This is a genomic window from Roseomonas chloroacetimidivorans (assembly GCF_049629625.1).
Lineage (GTDB): Bacteria > Pseudomonadota > Alphaproteobacteria > Acetobacterales > Acetobacteraceae > Roseomonas > Roseomonas chloroacetimidivorans.
The window spans coordinates 35,578-54,206 of the sequence record NZ_JBNBZS010000022.1 but is presented as its reverse complement, the minus strand read 5'-3'; the positions used below and the strand labels follow the sequence as shown (position 1 = coordinate 54,206).

Sequence of the window (18,629 nt, the reverse complement as noted above, 5' to 3'; positions counted from 1 at the left end):
AGCCTGGCCATGCGGATCGGGTGCCGCCTTGCCCGGGCGCCGGAGACGCGGCAAGACGATGGCGGGATGGAGGAACGCCGATGAGCGACGAAACCCCGCTTCTGGTGACGCGGCAGGGCGGCGTGGTGAGGGCCGTGCTGAACCGGCCAGGGCGGCGCAATGCGCTGAACGGGGCGCTCTCGGAGGCGCTGGACGCGCTACTGGCGGAGATGAAGGCCGACCGGACGGCGCGGGTGCTCGTGCTCTCCGGCGCGGGTGGGCATTTCTGCGCGGGGCTGGACCTGGGCGAGGTCGGGGGCGAGACGGGAACGCCGGAGCAGCGCATCGCCGCGCAGCTTGAGCGCAACCGGCGAATTGGAAGCCGCTTCGCCGCGCTATCGGCCCTGCCACAGGTGGTGATCTGCGCGGTGCAGGGATCGGCCTTCGCGGGCGGTCTGGGCTTTGTCTGCGCGGCGGATATTGCCCTCGCCTCGGCCGATGCGCGTTTCGCGGCGCCCGAGGCGCGGCGCGGGCTGGTCGCAGCACAGATCCTGCCCTGGATCATCCGGCGCGCGGGGCGCAGTCAGGCGACGCGCATGGTCCTGCAGGGGCATGTGCTGGACGCGGCCGAGGCCGGGCGGATCGGGCTGGTACACCAGGTGGCGCCGGATGCAGCGGCGCTGGACGTGATGGTGGAAGCGGCGATCGCCGATGTGCTGCAGGGCGCGCCCGGCGCCCTGTCCGAAACAAAGGCACTGCTGGCAGCGCTCGGCGGCGCGGTGCCGGAGGGCTATGCGGAGGCGGGAGCCGAGGCCTTCGCGCGCTGCGCCGCCAGCGGCGAGGCCGATGAGGGAATCGCTGCCTTCCGGGAGCGGCGGGCGCCGGCCTGGGTGGCCCGTCACTCCACGTAGATCATCTTCCGGGTCATTCCGCCGTCCGAGATGAACTCGGCGCCGGTGACGAAGCCGCTCTCGGGGGAGAGGAGCCAGGCGGCGAGGGAGGCGATGTCCTCGGGCCGTCCCACGCGGCCGGCGGGGTGCTGGGCGTGGTCCTCCTCGCTCAGCTTTTCGTCCCCCACATTGATCCAGCCGGGGGAGATGACATTCGCCCGTATATCGGGGCCCAGGCTGATGGCCAGTGCATGGGTCAGGGCGACGAGGCCGCCCTTGGAGGCTGAGTAGCTTTCCGTATTCGGTTCCGACTGGTGGGCGCGGGTGGAGGCCATGGTGACGATCGCTCCCTTGGCCTTCCGCAGAAGATCCTCCGCCGCGCGGGCGAGGAGATAGGTGCTGGTGAGATTGGTCGCGATGACCTTTGACCATTCCTCCAGCGTCAGGTCTCGCAGGGGCTTCCGGATCATGATGCCGGCGTTACAGACAAGGCCGTCCAGGCGGGCCTCCGTCTTCGCGATGCCCTCCATCAGCGCGCGCACGGCGGCCTCATTGGAAATGTCGGCCTGGACATGACGGGCGGCCTCTGCGGGCCCCTGCGCCTCCATGTCGGCGGTAACGACCTGCCAGCCATCCGCCGCCAGCCGGCGGGCAATCCCGCGGCCAATGCCGTTGGATCCACCCGTGACGAGCGCAACGCGCTTTCCTTCCGCCATGTTCAACCTCTTTCTCTACCGGGCGGGAACGCCTGCGGGGCGGCCGGGTTAGCGTGGGCGGAAGCCCTCTTCTTCCCCGCCCCGCCTGCGGCACGCTGGCGGATGCGTGCCGATCCGGTGCTAGACGGTCAACAGGCGACGGACGGACTCCTCCTCAAGGGCCTGCGCCTCGCCTTCCAGTGCCACCTCGCCACGAACCATGACCGTGATGCGGTCGGCCAAATCGCGGGCGAACTCGAAATACTGTTCGACCAGCACCACGGCCATGCCACGGTCCTTCGCCAGATGGCGGATAACGCGGGCGATATCCTTGATGACGCTGGGCTGGATGCCCTCCGTGGGTTCGTCGAGGATGAGCAGGCGCGGGCGGGCTGTCAGCGCGCGGGCGATGGCGAGCTGCTGCTGCTGGCCCCCGGAGAGATCGCCGCCGCGGCGGCGGAGGAACTGGCGGAGGATGGGGAAGAGGTCGAAGACCTCCGACGAAATCTTGCTGCCGCGCGGTGCGGCGGCCAGGGCCGTTTCCAGGTTCTCCTGCACGGTCAGGAAGGGAAAGATTTCTCGGCCCTGAGGAACATAGCCGATGCCGGCACGGGCGCGGTCCGCGGGGGACATGCCGGCAATGTCGCGGCCTTCCCACTCGATGCGGCCGCTGCTGATCCGCTCCACGCCCATGATGGAGCGCATGAGGGAGGATTTGCCAACACCGTTGCGGCCGAGGACGCAGGTGATCCTCCCGGGATCGGCGACCAGGTCCACGCCGCGCAGGCAAAGGCTGGCGCCGTAGGAGAGGCGGATGTCTTTCGCACGCAGCATGACTCAGCGCCCCAGATAGACTTCGATGACGCGGGGGTCGTTCTGGACCGTGTCGATGGAGCCTTCCGAGAGAAGCGTGCCCTCGTGCAGCACCGTCACTTTGCTGCCGAGCGCGCGGACGAATTCCAGATCGTGCTCCACCACCACCACGCTGCGCTGGCCCGCGATGCGGCGGAGCAGGGCGGCGGTGTGTTCGGTCTCCTGGTCGGTCATGCCGGCCACGGGCTCGTCCACGAGCAGCAGGTCAGGACCCTGCATCAGCAGCATGCCGATCTCCAGCCACTGCCGCTGTCCATGGGAGAGGATGGCGGCAGGGTCCTTGGCGCGGGCGGTAAGGCCGATCTCCTCCATGACGGATTCGATGCGCTTGCGGGCTGTGCCGTCCAGCACCCAGCGGAGGCAGGAGATCGGGTCGCGCGGGGCCTTCAGCGCAAGCTCCAGGTTCTCGAAAACCGTCAGCGCGTCAAAAACCGTGGGCTTCTGGAATTTGCGGCCGATGCCGAGATTGGCAATTCGCGCCTCGTCCATCCTCGTCAGGTCATTATCTCCGAACCTGACCGTGCCGGCGGTCGGACGGGTCTTGCCGGTGATGACATCCATCATCGTGGTCTTGCCCGCGCCGTTCGGGCCGATGACCGCGCGCAGCTCTCCGGGATCAACGACCAGGGAAAGGTTGTTCAGGGCCCGGAAGCCATCGAAGACGACCGACACGCCGTCGAGATAAAGGCCAGGCTTGCTCATTGCACACGCCCCCGGAAGAGGCCGACCAGGCCGCGCGGCAGCAGCAGGGTGACAGCGACGAAGAGTCCACCCAGGACGAAGAGCCAGAGGTCCGGGGCGAAGGAGGTGAGCCAGGTCTTCAGCGCGTTCACCGAGAAGGCACCGAGAACCGCGCCGACCAGCGTGCCGCGGCCGCCGACAGCCACCCAGATCACCGCCTCGATCGAATTGCCTGGCGCGAATTCGCCGGGATTGATGATGCCGACAAGCGGTACGTAGAGCGCGCCCGCCAGCCCGGCCAGCACGGCGGAAAGGACGAAGACGAAGAGCTTGAAGGAGGTCACGGAGTAGCCGAGGAAGCGGACGCGGCTTTCGGCATCCCGCACCGCGATCAGCACGCGGCCAAGCTTGGTGCCGACGATGTGGCGGCAGAGGAAAAGCGAAGCGGCGAGCAGAACGAGCGCGGCGTAGAACAGCGCGGCGCGGGCCCCTGGCGTGTTCAGTGGTATGCCAAGCAGCTCCTTGAAATCGGTGAAGCCGTTATTGCCGCCGAAGCCCATGTCGTTGCGGAAGAAGGCCAGCATCAGCGCATAGGTCATGGCCTGGGTGATGATGCTGAAATAAACACCCGTGATGCGGCTGCGGAAGGAAAGCCAGCCGACCACGAAGGCCAGGATGCCGGGCACCAGCATCGCCATGAGGATGGCGAAGGGAAAGTGGTCGAAGCCTAGCCAGTACCAGGGCAGTTCCCGATATCCCAGGAAGACCATGAAGTCCGGCAGGACCGGATGGCCATAGACACCGCGCGGCCCGATCAGCCGCATCAGATGCATGCCCATGGCATAGCCGCCAAGCGCGAAAAAGGCGCCATGGCCGAGCGAGAGGATGCCGGCATACCCCCAGGCCAGGTCGATCGCGAGCGCCAGCACGGCGTAGCAGATCCACTTGCCCGTGACGGCAACCGTGAAGTCCGACACGCGCAACGCGCTGCCTTCCGGCAGGTGGTTGAGCAGGGGCAGCAGCGCCAGCAGCGCAATGGCGACAAGGATGGCGCCGCGGACCACCAGCCGCGCGGGGATGCCGCGGGGCGGGGCGGGGGTGGTGGTGGCGCTCATGCTTCGGCTGCCCGGCCCTTCAGGGCAAAGAGGCCGCGTGGACGGCGCTGGATGAAGAGCATGATGATAACCAGGACAGCGACCTTGGCCAGCACGGCGCCGGCCCAGGGTTCGATGATCTTGTTCAGCACGCCCAGCCCCATGGCGCCGACCAGCGTGCCGGCCAGGCTGCCAACGCCGCCAAAGACAACGACCATGAAGCTGTCGATGATGTAGCCCGTGCCGAGATTGGGGGAGACATTGTCGATCTGGCTGAGCGCGACACCTGCCATGCCGGCGATGCCAGAGCCGAAGGCGAAGGTCAGTGCGTCCACCCGGCCCGTGCGGATGCCCATGGTGGCGGCGGTGCGGCGGTTCTGCACGACGGCGCGCATTTCCAGCCCGAAGCGGGTGAGACGGATGGCGGCGATCGCCAGGCCGAGCACGAGCAGGGAAAAGACGATGACCCAGAGGCGGTTCTGGGTGATGAGGATGCCGCCGGGCAGGGACATGGTGCCCTGCATCCAGGCGGGGGAGAGGACCTCCCGGTTCTGGGCGCCGAAGGCCAGGCGCACGGCCTGCTGCAGGATCATGCCGACGCCGAAGGTCATCAGCAGGGTTTCCAGCGGGCGGCCATAGAGGTGGCGGATCAACCCGCGCTCCAGCACCGCGCCGGCGAGGCCGGCAACGAGGAAGGCGGCGGGAACAGAGAGGGGCAGGGACCAGGGCAGCAGCCAGGGGATGCCGCGGCAGGCCTCCTGCACCACGAAGGTGGTGTAGGCGCCAAGCATGACGAATTCGCCATGGGCCATGTTGATCACGCCCATCACGCCGAAGGTGATGGCGAGGCCGAGGGCGGCCAGCAGCAGGACGGAACCGAGGGAGAGGCCCTGGAAGAGGGTTTCAGCCGCGCGCTTGAAGGCCAGGCGGTTGTCGATCGCGGCCACGGCCCTGGCGATGTCTCCGGCCAATTCGGGATTCAGGGCACGGGCTTCCAGCAGCAGGGCGCGGGCATCTTCGGAGGATGCCTCGCCAAGGGTTGCGATGCCCTGGCGCTTCACGGCGGCCTCGCTCGCCACGAGACGGGAGGCGGCGAGCGCCAGCTCCTGGCGCTCCCTCACGCGTGCCACGGTTTCCCGGGCAATCGCCGCTTCAAGGGCGGAAATGCTTTCGGCACTGCGGCTGCGGAACACGGCATCCGCGGCAGCGTAGCGTTCATCGGCATCGGTGGAGACAAGCTGCAGGCGGCCGAGCGCGCCGCGCAGGGCGGAGCGAACGCGGTTGTTGATGCGGATGGTTTCTGCGCCGGTCGCGTCGGCGGGCTGGCCGGTGGCGGCATCGCGGCCGTCGGGCAGGATGATCGTGCTGTCGTGCTTGCGGAGTTGCCCTTCGGAAAGGGCGCGCAGCACCGGCAGGGCACGGGTGTCACCGCTGGCGCCGAGGCGTTCGACCGCTTCCGCCTGGATGCCGAAACCGCCGGCTAGGCCGGGCAGGGCATCGAGGAAGGCGTCCTGCGCCGCGGCGGGAAGTGCCGTGGCCAGGAGGAGCATCAGGGCGAGGAGAAAACGGGGCATGGGGTGCCGGCGGCGGGTTGCCCCGCCGCCCGATCCTTCATCAGCCGCGGCGGTTCTTGTTCTCGGGGATATAGGGCGACCAGTTCTCGGCCGGGATCGCCTGTGGCGTCTTGTAGACGATGTTGAACTGGCCGTTCTCCATTACCTCGCCGATCATCACGGGCTTGGAGAGGTGGTGATTGCGGTGCATCTCCTCCTCATAGCCACAGGGGGCCATAACCTTCTGGCCATACATGGCCTCGCGCACCTGATCCACATTGGTGGTGCCGGCCTTGGCGACGGCCTGCATCCACATGCGGAAGCCGGTATAGGTGGCTTCCATCGGGTCGTTGGTCACGCGCTTGTCGTTCTTGATGTAGGCCTTCCACATGGCCTTGAAGTCGTCATTCGGCTTGCCGGGAACGGACATGAAGTAGTTCCAGGCGGCCAGGTGGCCGACCAGCGGCTTGGTGTCGATGCCCGCCAGCTCTTCCTCACCCACTGAGAAGGCAACGCAGGGGATGTCCTCCGCCTTGATGCCCTGGTTGCCCAGCTCGCGGTAGAAGGGAACATTGGCGTCGCCATTGATGGTGGAGACGATGGCGGTGCGCTTGCCCTCACCCGCAAAGCGCTTCACGCGGGAGACGATGCCCTGCCAGTCGGAATGGCCGAAGGGCGTGTACTCCTCCATGATGTCGGCATCGGAGATGCCCTTGCTGTTCAGGAAGGCGCGCAGGATGCGGTTGGTGGTGCGGGGATAGACATAGTCGGTGCCGAGGAGGGCGATGCGCTTGGCCTCGCCGCCATCCTTGCTCATCAGGTACTCCACCGCCGGAATCGCCTGCTGGTTCGGCGCGGCGCCGGTGTAGAAGACGTTCCTGCTCTGCTCCTCGCCCTCATACTGCACGGGGTAGAAGAGCAGGCCGTTCAGCTCCTCAAAGACTGGCAGGACGGATTTGCGGGAGACCGAGGTCCAGCAGCCGAAGGTCACGTCCACCTTGGAAACGGCGAGCAACTCGCGCGCCTTCTCCGCGAAGAGCGGCCAGTTGGAGGCGGGGTCCACCACCACCGGCTCCAGCTTGCGGCCGAGCACACCGCCCTGGGCATTGGCCCATTCCACCATCATCAGCACCGTGTCGCGCAGCGCCGTCTCGCTGATCGCCATCGTGCCGGAGAGGGAGTGGAGCACGCCGACCTTGATGGGCGCGCCTTGGGCGAAGGAGGGGCGGATGGCGGGCAGCGCGAGCGCGCCCCCGAGGCCGAGGGCCGCGCGGCCGAGCGCGCGGCGGGACATGCCGTTGGTCATGGAAGGGTCTCCTGGCGTGGGCAAGGGCTTCGGCGGAGGCCGCCGCGTCACAGCCATCCTCGCGATCCGCGCGAGAGAATCGAATACGTCGAATGACGTAGGTGGCGGCCCCGGCCCGTCCTTGACGGCAGCCTGGGGAGCGGAACACCTTCTCCGCCCCCGATCCGGGCCTGCCATGCCCGAGCCCCGGCGGGAACCTGATCAGGGAGCGAGGACCGGCCCCGGGCATGGCGACGCGCCAACGCATCATCCGTATCCGCCGCGACTACAACCGCTGGGTCGCTGACGAGACGATGGAGGACTACGCACTCCGCTTCACGGCGGAGAGCGCACGGAAGTGGTCGGCCTTCCGGGTGGCCAATACCGCGCTCGGCTCCATCTCCTTCCTGGCGCTGGAGGCGATCGGGGGCACGCTGACCGTCACCCATGGGTTCACCAACAGCGTCGCGGCAATTCTCTTTGTCAGCGTGCTGATCTTCGTGGCCAGCCTGCCGATCTGCCTCAGTGCCGCGCGGGCGGGGGTGGATATCGACCTGCTCACCCGGGGGGCGGGGTTCGGCTATATTGGGTCCACCATCACCTCGCTCATCTACGCCTCCTTCACCTTCATTTTCTTCGGGATCGAGGCGGTGATCCTGGCGACGATGCTGGACAGTTTCTTCGGCGTGCCGCTCTGGGCGGGCTACATCCTCTGCGCGGTGGTGGTGCTGCCGCTGGTGACGCATGGCATCACCTTCATCAGCCGCGTGCAGACCTGGACCCAGCCGGTCTGGCTGGTGCTGAATGTGTTGCCGCTGCTGGCGGTGGCCATCGCCCGTCCTGACTGGGTTTCGGATTGGACGGAGTATGGTGGGGAGAACGGGGCGGGAAGCTTCAACCTGCTGGCCTTCGGTGCCGCCGCATCCATCCTCTTCGCGCTGATCACCCAGACTGGGGAGCAGGTGGACTACATCCGCTTTCTGCCAGCGCGGGCCACCCAGAAGCCGTGGGTCTGGTGGTCCGCGATGCTGCTAGGTGGACCGGGTTGGATCGTCTTCGACGTGCTGAAGCTGCTCGCCGGCTCCTTCCTGGCCTATGCCGCGATCCGGGCGGGGCTTTCCGCCGTGCAGGCCGTGCAGCCAGCGGAAATGTACCGGCTGGCCTTCGGTTATCTGCTCGCCTCACCCGTGCTGGTGCTGATTGTCACCTCGGTGTTCGTGGCGCTGTCGCAGATCAAGATCAACGTGACCAATGCCTATGCCGGGTCGCTGGCCTGGTCCAACTTCTTCTCCCGCCTGACGCACAGCCATCCCGGGCGGGTGGTCTGGCTGGTGTTCAACATCGCCGTGGCCCTGCTGCTGATGGAGCTGGGCGTCTATAATACGATCGAGCAGGTTCTCTTCGTCTATTCCAATGTCGCCGCAGCCTGGATGGGGGCGCTGGTGGCGGATCTGGCCGTCAACAAGCCATTTGGGCTCAGCCCGCCGGGGATCGAGTTCAAGCGGGCACATCTGTATGACGTGAACCCGGTGGGCGTGGGCAGCATGCTGCTGGCGGTTCTCATTTCCTTCCTTGCCTATTACGGTTTTTTCGGCCCGCTCGCGCAGGCTTTCTCGACCTTTCTTGCCTTTGGCATGGCCTTCGCGGCGGCGCCGCTGCTCGCCTGGGCCACAGGTGGGCGCTACTATCTGGCCCGCCGCCCGCGCGCCGCCTGGGCCACGATGCCGTCCTTGCAATGCGTGATCTGCGAGCATGATTTCGAGCCGCGGGACATGGCCTATTGTCCCGTCTATACCGGCCCGATCTGCTCCCTCTGCTGCTCGCTGGATGCACGCTGCGGCGATGGCTGCAAGCCCCATGCGCGGCTCTCCGCCCAGGTGATGGAGCCGTTGCGGGCGGTGCTGCCGGCCCGGGTGCTGGATGCGCTGTCCACGCCGGTCGGCTCCTTCATGGTGGTGTTCCTGCTTTTCGTGGCCACCATCAGCCTGGTGTTCCTGGGCATCCGCGCCCAGACCCCGGCGGGCCCGGATCTCGACACGGCCTTCTGGAAGGCCTTCTTTGTGCTGGTGGTGATTGGCGGGATTGTCGCGTGGGCGCTGGTGCTGGCGCGCCAGAGCCGGCTGGTGGCGCAGGAGGAGACGCGCCGGCAGACCAGCCTGCTGATGAGCGAGATCCGCGCCCATAAGCGAACCGATGCCGCGCTCCAGAAGGCGAAGGAGACAGCGGAGGCGGCGAATGTCGCTAAGAGCCGCTATGTCATCGGCATCTCCCACGAGTTGCGCTCCCCGCTCAATGCTATTCTTGGCTATGCGCAATTGCTGGAACGGGACACGGCCATTCCGGAGCGCCGGCGTGACGGCATCCGCACGATCCGCCGGTCCGGCGAGCATCTGGCGGCGTTGATCGAGGGGCTGCTCGACATTTCCAAGATCGAGGCGGGGCGGATCGAGCTCTACCGCGACGAGGTGCGGCTGCCGGAATTCCTGGAGCAGATCGTGCAGATGCTGCGCCTTCAGGCGGAAGCGAAGAGCGTCGCTTTCATTTTCGACCCGCCGGAGCGGATGCCGGCCCTGGTGCATACCGATGAGCGGCGCCTCCGGCAGATCCTGATCAACCTTCTCTCCAATGCGATCAAGTTCACCCGCCGGGGCAGTGTTACCTTCCGCCTGCGCTTCCGGTCGGAGGTGGCGGATTTCGAGATCATCGACACGGGAATCGGCATTCCCGAGGCCGATCTGGCGCGCATCTTCGAGCCCTTCCAGCGTGGGGAGAATTCCCATGCGCCCTCCACCCCCGGCGTCGGTCTGGGGCTGACCATCACCAAGACGCTGACTGAGGTGATGGGGGGCGAGATCTCCGTCACCAGCCGCCTGGGCGAGGGCAGTCGGTTCCGGGTGCGGCTGCTGCTGTCGAGCAAGACGGGCCGTCCGGCGCCAGCGGAACGCCGCATTACCGGTCGGACGGAAGGTGCGCGTGCGCCGCTGGTGCTGGTGGCCGATGACGATGCCGATCATCGCGCTCTGATTGCAGACCTGCTGCAGCCGCTCGGCTTCGAGGTGCGCCAGGCCGCCGATGGCACCGAATGCCGGCGCCTGGCCGCGGAGCGGGAGCCGGATCTCTTCCTGCTCGACATCGCCATGCCCGGCATGACCGGCTGGGAGCTGGCCCGGCGGCTGCGAGAGGAAGACGAGCTGCGCGCTCCGATCATCATGGTCTCGGCCAATGCGCTGGAGCTGCGCGCGCCCGGCGAGGGGCAGCACCATAATGACGTGCTGCCCAAGCCTCTTTCCTTGCCTGCTCTGCTGGATAAGGTGGGGCAGCTGCTCGGCGTGACCTGGACCTTCGCCGATGCGGCGCCCGCGGCGGGAAACGGGGCCGCCATGCGGCTGACGCCCGAGCAGGTGGCGGATCTGCGGCAGCTTGCCGCCATCGGCTATGTCGGCGGCATCCGGGAAAGGCTGGACGCGCTGGAGCAGGAAGCGCCGGAGACCCGCGCCGCCGTCGCCGAGTTGCGCGGCCTGATTTCGGAATACCGGCTGGACGCCTTCATCGCGGCCCTGCCGGAGGGACAGGAAGCAGGATCCATCGCCGATGCCAGCAGAGGCTAGCATGCGGAACGGGGAAGCGGCGCGCCGTGATATCGTGCTGGTCGTCGATGACGCGCCCGGCACGCTCGGGCTGCTGAACGACACGCTGGAAAGTGCGGGCTACATGGTTCTGGTGGCGCAATCCGCCGCCGCCGCCATGGCGGTGATCGAACGCATCACGCCGGACATCGTGCTGATGGATGCGGTGATGCCGGGCATGGATGGATTCGAGGCCTGCCGCCGCATGAAGCGGAATGCCAGCCTCTTCTCCGTTCCCGTGATCTTCATGACCGGCCTGACCGAGAGCGAGGACGTGGTGCGCGGCTTCGATGCGGGCGGGGTGGACTATGTCATCAAGCCCGTGGTGCCGGACGAGGTGGTGGCGCGGATCAGCGCCCATCTGGCCAATGCGCGGCTGACCCGCAGCGCCCATGCCGCGCTCGACGTGGCCGGGCGGTCCCTGCTGGCGGTGGACCGGGACGGCGACGTGCTCTGGGCGACGCCGCAGGCCGCCTCCCTGCTGCGCGCCGCAGGGCCGCAGGAGGAAGAGGACCCGGAGCAGGCCGGGCTTCGCATCCCCGGCTGGGCGCCGCTGGGGCAGGGGGAGACGCCCCGCATCGCCCCTGTCATTCTGGGCGACGGACGCTCCATCGAGTTTCATCATGTCGGGCAGATCGGGCCGGATGAGCTGCTGTTGCGCGTCACTATCGCCGATCCCGGGCGGGAGGAGACGATACTGCGTACCCGGCTCGGCCTGACGGCGCGGGAGGCTGAGGTGCTGCTCTGGTTGGGGCGCGGCAAGTCCAACCGCGATATCGCCGATATCCTCGTGCTCAGCCCTCGTACGGTGAATAAGCACTTGGAGGGAATCTTCGCGAAGCTGGGGGTGGAGAACCGGGCCTCGGCGGCTGCGCTGGCGGTGCGGACGCTGGGCGGGGCGTAAGGGAAGAAGGCTGGGGAAGGTGGGCTTCCTCGCCCCTTTTCTGGATCTCTCGCTTTGGAGGCACCGGCGGCGCCGGCTCGTCCTCTTTTGGTTTGGCGGCGTGTGGAAGGCGCGCCAAACTGGCATATGACCGAACGCGAGAAGATGTTGGCCGGCCTGCCCTATGACGGCATGGACCCGGACCTGCTGGCGGAGCGCTATCACGCGCGGGCCCTGATCCAGCAGATGGACGCCCTGCGGCCCGAGGACGAGGCGGCGCGCCGCGCGGTGCTGGAAGAGTTACTGGGCAGCATCGGCGACAAGACAATGGTGATGCCGGGATTCCGTTGCGACTACGGCAGCAACATCCGCCTGGGTATGGGCAGCTACATCAACTTCAACTGTGTCTTCCTGGATTGCGCGCCGATCACCCTCGGCGATCACTGCCAGGTGGCGCCCGCCGTGCAGATCTACACGGCCACCCATCCGCTGGAGGCTGGCTTTCGCGCGGCGGGAATCGAAAGCGCACACCCCGTGACCATCGGGCGCAATGTCTGGCTGGGTGGCGGCTGCATCGTGTTGCCAGGGGTGACGATCGGGAATGACACGGTGGTGGGTGCAGGGGCGATGGTGAACCGCGACCTGCCGGGAGGTGTGCTGGCAGTGGGAAACCCGGCGCGGGTGGTGCGGCAACTCGGATGAACGGTTCGGCCATGCGTAGCACGCCCTTTTCCGTCATACCCCGGCGGGTCTGGTACCGGGGCGGTGAGGAAGGCTGATGCGGATCGCGGTGGTGATGTGCCATGCGGACCGGCGCATGGAAGGTGCCCGGCGCGAACTGCATCTCCTTCGCGCGCTCGGGGGCCATGGTACGGCTGTTCACCTGTTCCGCATGCATGCCGGTGCGGAGGAGAAAGAGGAAGTGTACCTCGATGGCAGCATCGCGGCCGCCTTCTTCCCGGCCGACAATCCGGACGACCCGCATGCCCTTCGGGTGAGCACGCCCATGCTCCGGTCCCTTGCTGCCTTCCGCCCGGATCTCGTGCTCTATAAGGGGCTGCACTACGCGATCGCGTCCTTCCTCCAGGAACGCCTGGTGCCCGAACCCGCCTTCGGCTTTATCGTGGGCGGAGCCGTGACGGACCGGCTGCTTCCACGGGCCATGCTGGTGCTGGCCGAGCATGAGGGGCAGTGCCGGAGCGCCTTTGCATCCCACCATGCCGCCGGCCGGACACTCGTCCTGCCCAAATACATCGATGCCCATCTCTGCGGGGACGGCTCTCCGCCCTCCGTGCCGCGGCACGACATTGTCAATGTCGGAACCTTCCACGGCCCGCGGAAGAACCAGGCGGCACTGCTCGGACTGTCCAGGCAGTTCCGGATCGCCTTTGTCGGCGGTGGTGCCATGCTGGAGCAGATCCGGGCCGCCGCACCGCCGAGAAGCAAGGCGCGCTTTTATGGCCACCGCCGGCACGACGACGTCTTCGGCTATATTCGCGATGCGCGGATCATGGTGCACCCCGCCCTGCAGGAAGGGCTGGCGCGATCAGTGGTGGAGGGCATGGCCTGTGGGCGGCCCGTCATCGCCTTCCGCCACGTCATCCCGAGCGGATTCGTCCACGGGGTGCACGGCCTGCTCGTCACGCCCGAAAGCCTGGAAGCTGAGGTCGAGGCGCTGCTGGCTGATCCGGAGCGGATCGAGCACATGGGCCGCGCGGCTTTCGCCTATGCCCACGCGCATCATGGCGTGGAGGCGATCGGACAGGCGGCGGACCGGCTTCTGCACATGGCCCGGCAGCTGGGACTGGTGGAGGGTTCCTAGGTCCTTTCCAGGTCGCGCGAGAGTCTGAACAGATCCTGCGTGTGCGGATGCACCACGCGGCCCGCGCGCAACGCCGCCACGTCCAGCATCTCCACGATCTTCCCACCCTGCATCACCGCCAGTCGTCCGCAGAGATGCGCGACCACGGCGAGATTGTGTGAGACGAGAATGCAGGTAAGGCCGCGCGCGGCGCGAAGATCGGCCAGAAGGTTCAGCACCTCCGCCTGCACGGAGACGTCGAGGGCGCTGGTGGGTTCGTCCAGCAGCAACACGCGCGGATCGGCGATCAGGGCGCGGGCGATCGCCACGCGCTGGCGCTGGCCCCCGGAGAGCTGGTGCGGGTAGCGGAAGCGGGCGGTACGCGGCAGGGCCACCTCCTCCAGCGCGCGGGCGATCCTCGCATCGGCATCACGCACACCATGCACGGCCAGCGGCTCGGCAAGGATGCGGTCCACGGTCTGGCGGGGATGGAGCGAGCCATAGGGATCCTGGAAGACCATCTGGACCATGCGGAAGAAGGCCCGATCCCGCCGGCGGCCCAGGGGCTGCCCGCCCACGGCCATGTGGCCGCTCCATTCGGTGATCAGGCCGGCGATAGCGCGCAGCACAGTGGATTTGCCGCTGCCGCTCTCCCCCACCAGCCCGAAAGTCTCGCCTCCCGCTACGTGGAAGGAGACACCGCGCACCGCGTGATTCGTCCCGAAGCGGACATCGAGGTTCTCGATGTTGATCATGCGCGCGGCGCCAGCCAGGCGGGATCGCGCTTCAGCGTTGGCAGGCGGTCCCGGTGCTCCGTCAGGCTGGGCAGGCATTCCAGCAACCCGCGGGTGTAGCCATGCGTCGCCTTGTGGAGGTCGGCGGCGGGCATCTCCTCCATCACCTGCCCCGCATACATCACGGCCACGCGGTCGCAGAAACGGGATACCAGGGGAAGGTCGTGGCTGATCAGCATCAGCGCCATGCCCCGCTGGTCGACCTGCTCCTCGATCAGGCCCAGGATCTCCGCCTGCACGCTGGCGTCGAGGGCGGAGGTGGGCTCGTCGGCAATCAGGAAATCGGGATTGGGGGCGAGCATCATGGCGATCATCACGCGCTGTCCCATCCCTCCGGAAAGCTCGTGCGGATAGGCGTCGTGGACGCGGCGCGGATCGCGGATCTTCACGCTTTCCAGAAGCCCCAGTGCGGCCTCGCGCGCCTCCTTCCGGCCCATCCGGCTATGGGCACGCAGGGCCTCGGCGATCTGGGCGCCCGCGGTCACCACGGGGTTCAGGCTATATTTCGGGTCCTGCAGCACCAGGCCGATCCGGCCGCCGCGCAGGGCGCGCATCTCGCGGTCTGTGGCCTGGAGGATGTCGGTGGTGCCGAAGCGCAGCACATCGGCCCGGACCTGCGCCGTGCCGGGCAACAGCCGCATCAGCGCCCGGCCGGTGACGGACTTGCCCGATCCGCTCTCCCCCACGATGCCCAGCTTCTCCCGCCCGATTGAGAAGGAGACGCCGCGCACGGCCTGGGTGACGCCGGTGGCGGAGGGAAAGGCGACATGGAGGTTCCGCACCGCCACCAATGGCTCACCGGATATCATCGCTGCTTCGGGTCCAGCACGTCGCGGAGGCCATCCCCCAGCAGGTTGAAGGCGAGGGACGCCGCGAAGATGGCGATGCCGGGCATCACGGCGACCCACCATTGTTCCAGGATGAAGCGCCGGGCGGTCGCGATCATCGTGCCCCATTCCGGCAGCGGCGGCTGGGCGCCAAGGCCGAGGAAGCCGAGGCCCGCAGCGGTGAGGATGATGGAGGACATGTCCAGCGTGACCCGTACGACCAGCGAGGGCAGGCACATCGGCATCACATGGCGCAGCACGATCCGGGCATGGGATGCGCCGGTCATGCGCGCCGCGGCGACATAATCGGTGCGGCGGATGGTCAGCGTCTCCGCGCGGGCCAGGCGGGCATAGGGCGGCCAAGCCGTCAGCGCGATGGCGACCACCGCGCTCTCCACCCCCGGGCGCATGGCGGCGACGAAGGCCAGCGCCAGGATCAGGCGCGGGAAGGCCAGGAAAACGTCGGTCACGCGCATCAGCAGCCGGTCCCAGATCCCGCCCGCATAGCCGGCCACGCAGCCGACCAGCAGGCCAACCGGTGCGACCAGCACGACCACGGCAATCACCATGCCCAGCGTGATGCGGCCACCATAGAGAAGCCGGGACCAGACATCGCGGCCCAGTTCATCCGTGCCGAGCCAGTGCTGGGCGGAAGGAGCGGCGAGGCGGTTGCCGAGTTCCTGGATGCCCGGATCATGCGTGGCCAGCACCGGCGCCAGCAGGATCAGCACCAGCATGACCAGGATGACCAACAGCCCCGCCACGGCCAGTGGATTGCGGCGGAAGGCGAGCCAGGCCTGGTAGCGGCGGCCCCAGGCGGCCTGGGAGCGCGAGGCCGGGGCGTCGGTCAGCAGCCATTGGCGGCGACGCGGAACGGCACCCGGTGCAGGCGGCGGCGGGGCGCCCGCGGCCTCTGGCACCGCATCGGCCGGAATTGGTTCCACGGCCGCCGTGGTGGTCGCGGCATCGGCAATCGGGCTGCCGGGTGTCGGGCCTGTCATCGGGTGCGTGGGTCCATCAGACGATAGAGCAGGTCCGCCAGCAGGTTCAGAACCACATAGATCAGCCCGACCACCAGTGTGGCGCCGAGCACCGCGTTCATGTCCGCATTCAGCAGCGACACGGTGAGGTACTGGCCCAGGCCGGGCCAGGCGAAGATCGTCTCGGTCAGCACCGCGCCCTCCAGCAGCCCGGCATAGGTGAGGAAAATCACGGTCACCAGCGGCACGGCGGTGTTGCGGAAGGCATGGCGCCAGACGATGCGTGCGGGGGAAAGACCCTTGGCCCGGGCGGTGGTGACGTATTCGCTGCGCAGCTCCGCCAGCATGAAGGCGCGCGTCATTCGGGCGATATAGGCCAGGGAGAAGAAGGCCAGCACGCCGGCGGGCTGGATCAGATGTGCCACCGCATCCCAGAAGGCCGGCCAGTCATTGGCCAGTGCGGCGTCCAGCGTCAGCAGCCCGGTCACGGGCTCCACCATGTCCTGATAGACGATGCCCTGGCGGCCGGGGCCGGGCAGCCAGCCCAGCCAGGCGTAGAAGACCAGCAGCGAGACCAGGGCCAGCACGAAGACCGGCACGGAATGCCCGGCCAGGCAGAAGACCCGCACGGCCTGATCCACCCAGGAGCCTTGCCGCGTGGCGGCCAGCACCCCAAGGCCGATGCCGAGGACAGCCGCGATGAGGATTGCCAGCGTCGCCAGTTCGAAGGTGGCGGGGAAGAAGCGGGCGATGTCCTCCCAGACGGAATTGGAGGTCATCACCGACCGGCCCAGATTCCCCGTCAGGATGTCCGTCAAGTAGCGCCAGAACTGGACATAAAGGGGCTGGTCGAGCCCCAGCTCGATCCGCGCGCGCTCGACCACATCAGCCGGGGCGCGGTCACCTACCACCGCCAGCACCGGGTCGATCGGTACCACGCGGCCGATGAAGAAGGTGACCAGCGCCAGGCCGAGAAGGGTGATGGGGATGCTGGCGGCGGTGGCCGCCAACGCCCGGAGACGTGCCCTCAAGATCAGGCCTTGGCGATCGCGGCGTAGTTGGTGCGGTCGTTGATGACGCCGATGCTCAGGCCGCGGACATTGTTGCGCGTCACGGCCACTTCCAGCTCCTGAAGCATGATCGCGAAGGGGCTCTGCTTCTGGTGGTCGCGCTGCAGGTCCTCATACATCGCGACCCGCTTCTCCGTGTCGGTCTCCTTCACGGCGGCGATGGTGCGGGCGGTCAGCTCGGGGATCTCCCAGGCGGAGCGCCAGGCCAGCGTCTTGTTGCGCGCATCATCCCCGTTGTCGGGGTTCATGCTGAAGGCCTCGGCATTGCTGTGGGGGTCGAAATAATCCGAGCCCCAGCGCAGGAGGGCCAGGTCATGCTGGCGCGCGCGGGTCTTGGTGATGACCGCGCGCATCTCGCCCGGCAGCATGCGCGGGCGGATGCCGATGGCGGCCAGGTTCGCCTGCACGGCCTGGGCAATGTCGCCCACCGGGGCGCCCGAGAAGAAGTCGAAGCTGCACTCGAAGCCGTCGGGATGGCCGGCCTCCGCCAGCAGGCGCTTGGCGGCTTCCACATCGGCCTTGAAGGGCTTCTCGGTCAGGGCACCGGGCAGGCCCTCCGGCAGGAAGGCCTGATGCACCGCGTAGTTGCTGGGAACGATGTTCTTCTGGATGCCCTCATAGTCGATGGCCATCTTGATGGCCTGGCGCACCTGCGGCTTGGCCAGGATCGGGTTCTTCTGGTTCATCGCGATGTAGATCAGGCTGGCCTTGCGCTGCGACAGCACGGTGTAGCGGTTGTCGCCGGACAGGGTCCTGATCTGGTCCGAGGCAAGATTGCGGGCGATGTCGTAATCGCCGCGCTGGAGGCCGAGGAGCTGCGCCGAGGGATCGGCGACATGGCGGATGATGATGCGGCGCGTGGCGGCGGGGCGGGCGGCATTCGGGTTGGCCTGCAGCGTCACCGCCTCGCTCGCGCGCCATGAGACGATGCTGTAGGGCCCGGATCCGGCGGAATTGCCCTTCATCCAGGCATTGCCCCAGTCATCGCCCTGCGCGCGGGCGGAGACGGTGGCCTTCTCCACGATGCTGCCCACGGCGGCGGAGAGGCAGTAGAGCAGGAAGGAGGTGGCGGTCGGCTCGGCCGTGGTCAGCACCACCGTGCGGGGATCGGTGGCGCGGATGGTCTGCGCCATGTTGTCTTTTGTGAATCCGAACTGGTTGATGATGAAGGCCGGGCTCTTGTTCAGCGCCACCACGCGCTGGAGGGAGTAAACCACGTCCTCCGCCGTCACTTCCTTGCCGCTGGCGAATTTCTGCCCGTCCTTGAGGCGGAAGGTGAAGGTTTTCGCGTCATTGCTCGCCGTCCAGCTCTCGGCCAGATCGCCGGTCAGGCGGGAGGGATCCTCATTCGGAGTGGTGGTGAGCCGCTGGTAGACATTGCCGCAGATCTCGCCGCCCGTGTACTCGAAGCTCTCGGCGGGATCGAGCGTGATGATGTCGTCGATCTGCTTCGCCATCACCAGCACGCCGGGCGGCGTCTGGGCCTGGGCGGCGCGGACCGCCACGTCCCAGGAAAGGAAGGCGGTGCCGGCGGCGGCCATCAGGTTGCGGCGGGTCGTCATGCTTCGTCTCCGGTCAGGGCGGCGCGATGCCCGAGG

The 18,629-nt window shown here is 67.6% G+C and carries 16 protein-coding genes; 5 read left to right on the top strand and 11 right to left on the bottom strand.

Annotated features, from left to right (window positions below; all coding sequences use genetic code 11):
- The first annotated feature begins 80 nt into the window (after positions 1–80).
- Positions 81–890 (top strand): enoyl-CoA hydratase/isomerase family protein, encoded by an 810-nt coding sequence (locus tag ACO1BU_RS17690; protein ID WP_424137290.1) that lies wholly within the window; start codon positions 81–83, stop codon positions 888–890.
- Here the strand turns inward: ACO1BU_RS17690 and ACO1BU_RS17685 are convergent.
- From ACO1BU_RS17685 to urtA, 6 genes are all read right to left on the bottom strand, one after another.
- Entirely contained in the window at positions 878–1,585 is a 708-nt protein-coding gene (locus tag ACO1BU_RS17685) for an SDR family oxidoreductase (protein WP_424137289.1), read from the bottom strand. The genes ACO1BU_RS17690 and ACO1BU_RS17685 overlap by 13 nt on opposite strands.
- A gap of 120 nt (positions 1,586–1,705) precedes the next feature.
- Positions 1,706–2,398 carry an urea ABC transporter ATP-binding subunit UrtE gene (urtE, locus tag ACO1BU_RS17680; protein ID WP_424137288.1) on the bottom strand — a complete coding sequence of 231 codons (693 nt, stop codon included), beginning with the start codon at positions 2,396–2,398 and terminating at the stop codon, positions 1,706–1,708.
- Positions 2,399–2,401: 3 nt separating this feature from the next.
- Positions 2,402–3,139, bottom strand: a complete 738-nt coding sequence (gene urtD, locus ACO1BU_RS17675) for an urea ABC transporter ATP-binding protein UrtD (protein WP_424137287.1) — start codon at positions 3,137–3,139, stop codon at positions 2,402–2,404.
- Entirely contained in the window at positions 3,136–4,233 is a 1,098-nt protein-coding gene (gene urtC, locus ACO1BU_RS17670) for an urea ABC transporter permease subunit UrtC (RefSeq protein WP_424137286.1), read from the bottom strand. The genes urtD and urtC overlap by 4 nt, the downstream gene beginning before the upstream one ends.
- Positions 4,230–5,786, bottom strand: coding sequence for an urea ABC transporter permease subunit UrtB (gene urtB / locus ACO1BU_RS17665; RefSeq protein ID WP_424137285.1), 1,557 nt, complete (start codon positions 5,784–5,786; stop codon positions 4,230–4,232). Before urtB ends, urtC begins: the two co-directional genes overlap by 4 nt.
- A gap of 40 nt (positions 5,787–5,826) precedes the next feature.
- Complete coding sequence (gene urtA / locus ACO1BU_RS17660) at positions 5,827–7,071, bottom strand: urea ABC transporter substrate-binding protein (RefSeq protein WP_481133223.1); 1,245 nt, start codon at positions 7,069–7,071, stop codon at positions 5,827–5,829.
- A gap of 227 nt (positions 7,072–7,298) precedes the next feature.
- Between urtA and ACO1BU_RS17655 the strand changes: the two genes are divergently transcribed.
- The 4 genes from ACO1BU_RS17655 to ACO1BU_RS17640 all read left to right on the top strand — a co-directional run bounded on the left by ACO1BU_RS17655 (position 7,299) and on the right by ACO1BU_RS17640 (position 13,381).
- Positions 7,299–10,658, top strand: a complete 3,360-nt coding sequence (locus ACO1BU_RS17655; protein ID WP_424137284.1) for a hybrid sensor histidine kinase/response regulator — start codon at positions 7,299–7,301, stop codon at positions 10,656–10,658.
- Entirely contained in the window at positions 10,642–11,580 is a 939-nt protein-coding gene (locus ACO1BU_RS17650) for a response regulator (RefSeq protein WP_424137283.1), read from the top strand. The genes ACO1BU_RS17655 and ACO1BU_RS17650 overlap by 17 nt, the downstream gene beginning before the upstream one ends.
- Before the next feature lie 126 nt (positions 11,581–11,706).
- A complete protein-coding gene (locus ACO1BU_RS17645) occupies positions 11,707–12,261 on the top strand; it encodes a sugar O-acetyltransferase (protein WP_424137282.1) in 555 nt (184 codons plus the stop codon).
- 76 nt (positions 12,262–12,337) lie between these two features.
- Positions 12,338–13,381, top strand: a complete 1,044-nt coding sequence (locus tag ACO1BU_RS17640) for a glycosyltransferase (RefSeq protein WP_424137281.1) — start codon at positions 12,338–12,340, stop codon at positions 13,379–13,381.
- On the opposite strand, the gene ACO1BU_RS17635 is transcribed toward ACO1BU_RS17640, so the two are convergent.
- Genes ACO1BU_RS17635 through ACO1BU_RS17615 form a run of 5 tightly spaced genes read right to left on the bottom strand, consistent with a single transcriptional unit; the run spans position 13,378 to position 18,593 of the window.
- Complete coding sequence (locus ACO1BU_RS17635; RefSeq protein ID WP_424137280.1) at positions 13,378–14,115, bottom strand: ABC transporter ATP-binding protein; 738 nt, start codon at positions 14,113–14,115, stop codon at positions 13,378–13,380. The two genes, ACO1BU_RS17640 and ACO1BU_RS17635, sit on opposite strands and share 4 nt — an antisense overlap.
- Positions 14,112–14,963 carry an ABC transporter ATP-binding protein gene (locus ACO1BU_RS17630; protein ID WP_424137279.1) on the bottom strand — a complete coding sequence of 284 codons (852 nt, stop codon included), beginning with the start codon at positions 14,961–14,963 and terminating at the stop codon, positions 14,112–14,114. The genes ACO1BU_RS17635 and ACO1BU_RS17630 overlap by 4 nt, the downstream gene beginning before the upstream one ends.
- Entirely contained in the window at positions 14,960–15,982 is a 1,023-nt protein-coding gene (locus tag ACO1BU_RS17625; RefSeq protein ID WP_424137278.1) for an ABC transporter permease, read from the bottom strand. The genes ACO1BU_RS17630 and ACO1BU_RS17625 overlap by 4 nt, the downstream gene beginning before the upstream one ends.
- Positions 15,979–16,992, bottom strand: a complete 1,014-nt coding sequence (locus ACO1BU_RS17620) for an ABC transporter permease (protein ID WP_424137277.1) — start codon at positions 16,990–16,992, stop codon at positions 15,979–15,981. Before ACO1BU_RS17620 ends, ACO1BU_RS17625 begins: the two co-directional genes overlap by 4 nt.
- A gap of 2 nt (positions 16,993–16,994) precedes the next feature.
- Positions 16,995–18,593, bottom strand: coding sequence for an ABC transporter substrate-binding protein (locus ACO1BU_RS17615; protein ID WP_424137276.1), 1,599 nt, complete (start codon positions 18,591–18,593; stop codon positions 16,995–16,997).
- Between the last annotated feature and the right edge of the window lie 36 nt (positions 18,594–18,629).

Coding starts and splice junctions, on each gene's coding strand:
- ACO1BU_RS17690 (WP_424137290.1), top strand. CDS start 81: ATGAGCGACGAAACCCCGCTTCTGGTGACGCGGCAGGGCGGCGTGGTG.
- ACO1BU_RS17625 (WP_424137278.1), bottom strand. CDS start 15,982: ATGACAGGCCCGACACCCGGCAGCCCGATTGCCGATGCCGCGACCACC.
- ACO1BU_RS17615 (WP_424137276.1), bottom strand. CDS start 18,593: ATGACGACCCGCCGCAACCTGATGGCCGCCGCCGGCACCGCCTTCCTT.
- ACO1BU_RS17630 (WP_424137279.1), bottom strand. CDS start 14,963: ATGATATCCGGTGAGCCATTGGTGGCGGTGCGGAACCTCCATGTCGCC.
- urtB (WP_424137285.1), bottom strand. CDS start 5,786: ATGCCCCGTTTTCTCCTCGCCCTGATGCTCCTCCTGGCCACGGCACTT.
- urtC (WP_424137286.1), bottom strand. CDS start 4,233: ATGAGCGCCACCACCACCCCCGCCCCGCCCCGCGGCATCCCCGCGCGG.
- urtD (WP_424137287.1), bottom strand. CDS start 3,139: ATGAGCAAGCCTGGCCTTTATCTCGACGGCGTGTCGGTCGTCTTCGAT.
- urtA (WP_481133223.1), bottom strand. CDS start 7,071: ATGACCAACGGCATGTCCCGCCGCGCGCTCGGCCGCGCGGCCCTCGGC.
- ACO1BU_RS17645 (WP_424137282.1), top strand. CDS start 11,707: ATGACCGAACGCGAGAAGATGTTGGCCGGCCTGCCCTATGACGGCATG.
- ACO1BU_RS17635 (WP_424137280.1), bottom strand. CDS start 14,115: ATGATCAACATCGAGAACCTCGATGTCCGCTTCGGGACGAATCACGCG.
- urtE (WP_424137288.1), bottom strand. CDS start 2,398: ATGCTGCGTGCGAAAGACATCCGCCTCTCCTACGGCGCCAGCCTTTGC.
- ACO1BU_RS17640 (WP_424137281.1), top strand. CDS start 12,338: ATGCGGATCGCGGTGGTGATGTGCCATGCGGACCGGCGCATGGAAGGT.
- ACO1BU_RS17650 (WP_424137283.1), top strand. CDS start 10,642: ATGCCAGCAGAGGCTAGCATGCGGAACGGGGAAGCGGCGCGCCGTGAT.
- ACO1BU_RS17655 (WP_424137284.1), top strand. CDS start 7,299: ATGGCGACGCGCCAACGCATCATCCGTATCCGCCGCGACTACAACCGC.
- ACO1BU_RS17685 (WP_424137289.1), bottom strand. CDS start 1,585: ATGGCGGAAGGAAAGCGCGTTGCGCTCGTCACGGGTGGATCCAACGGC.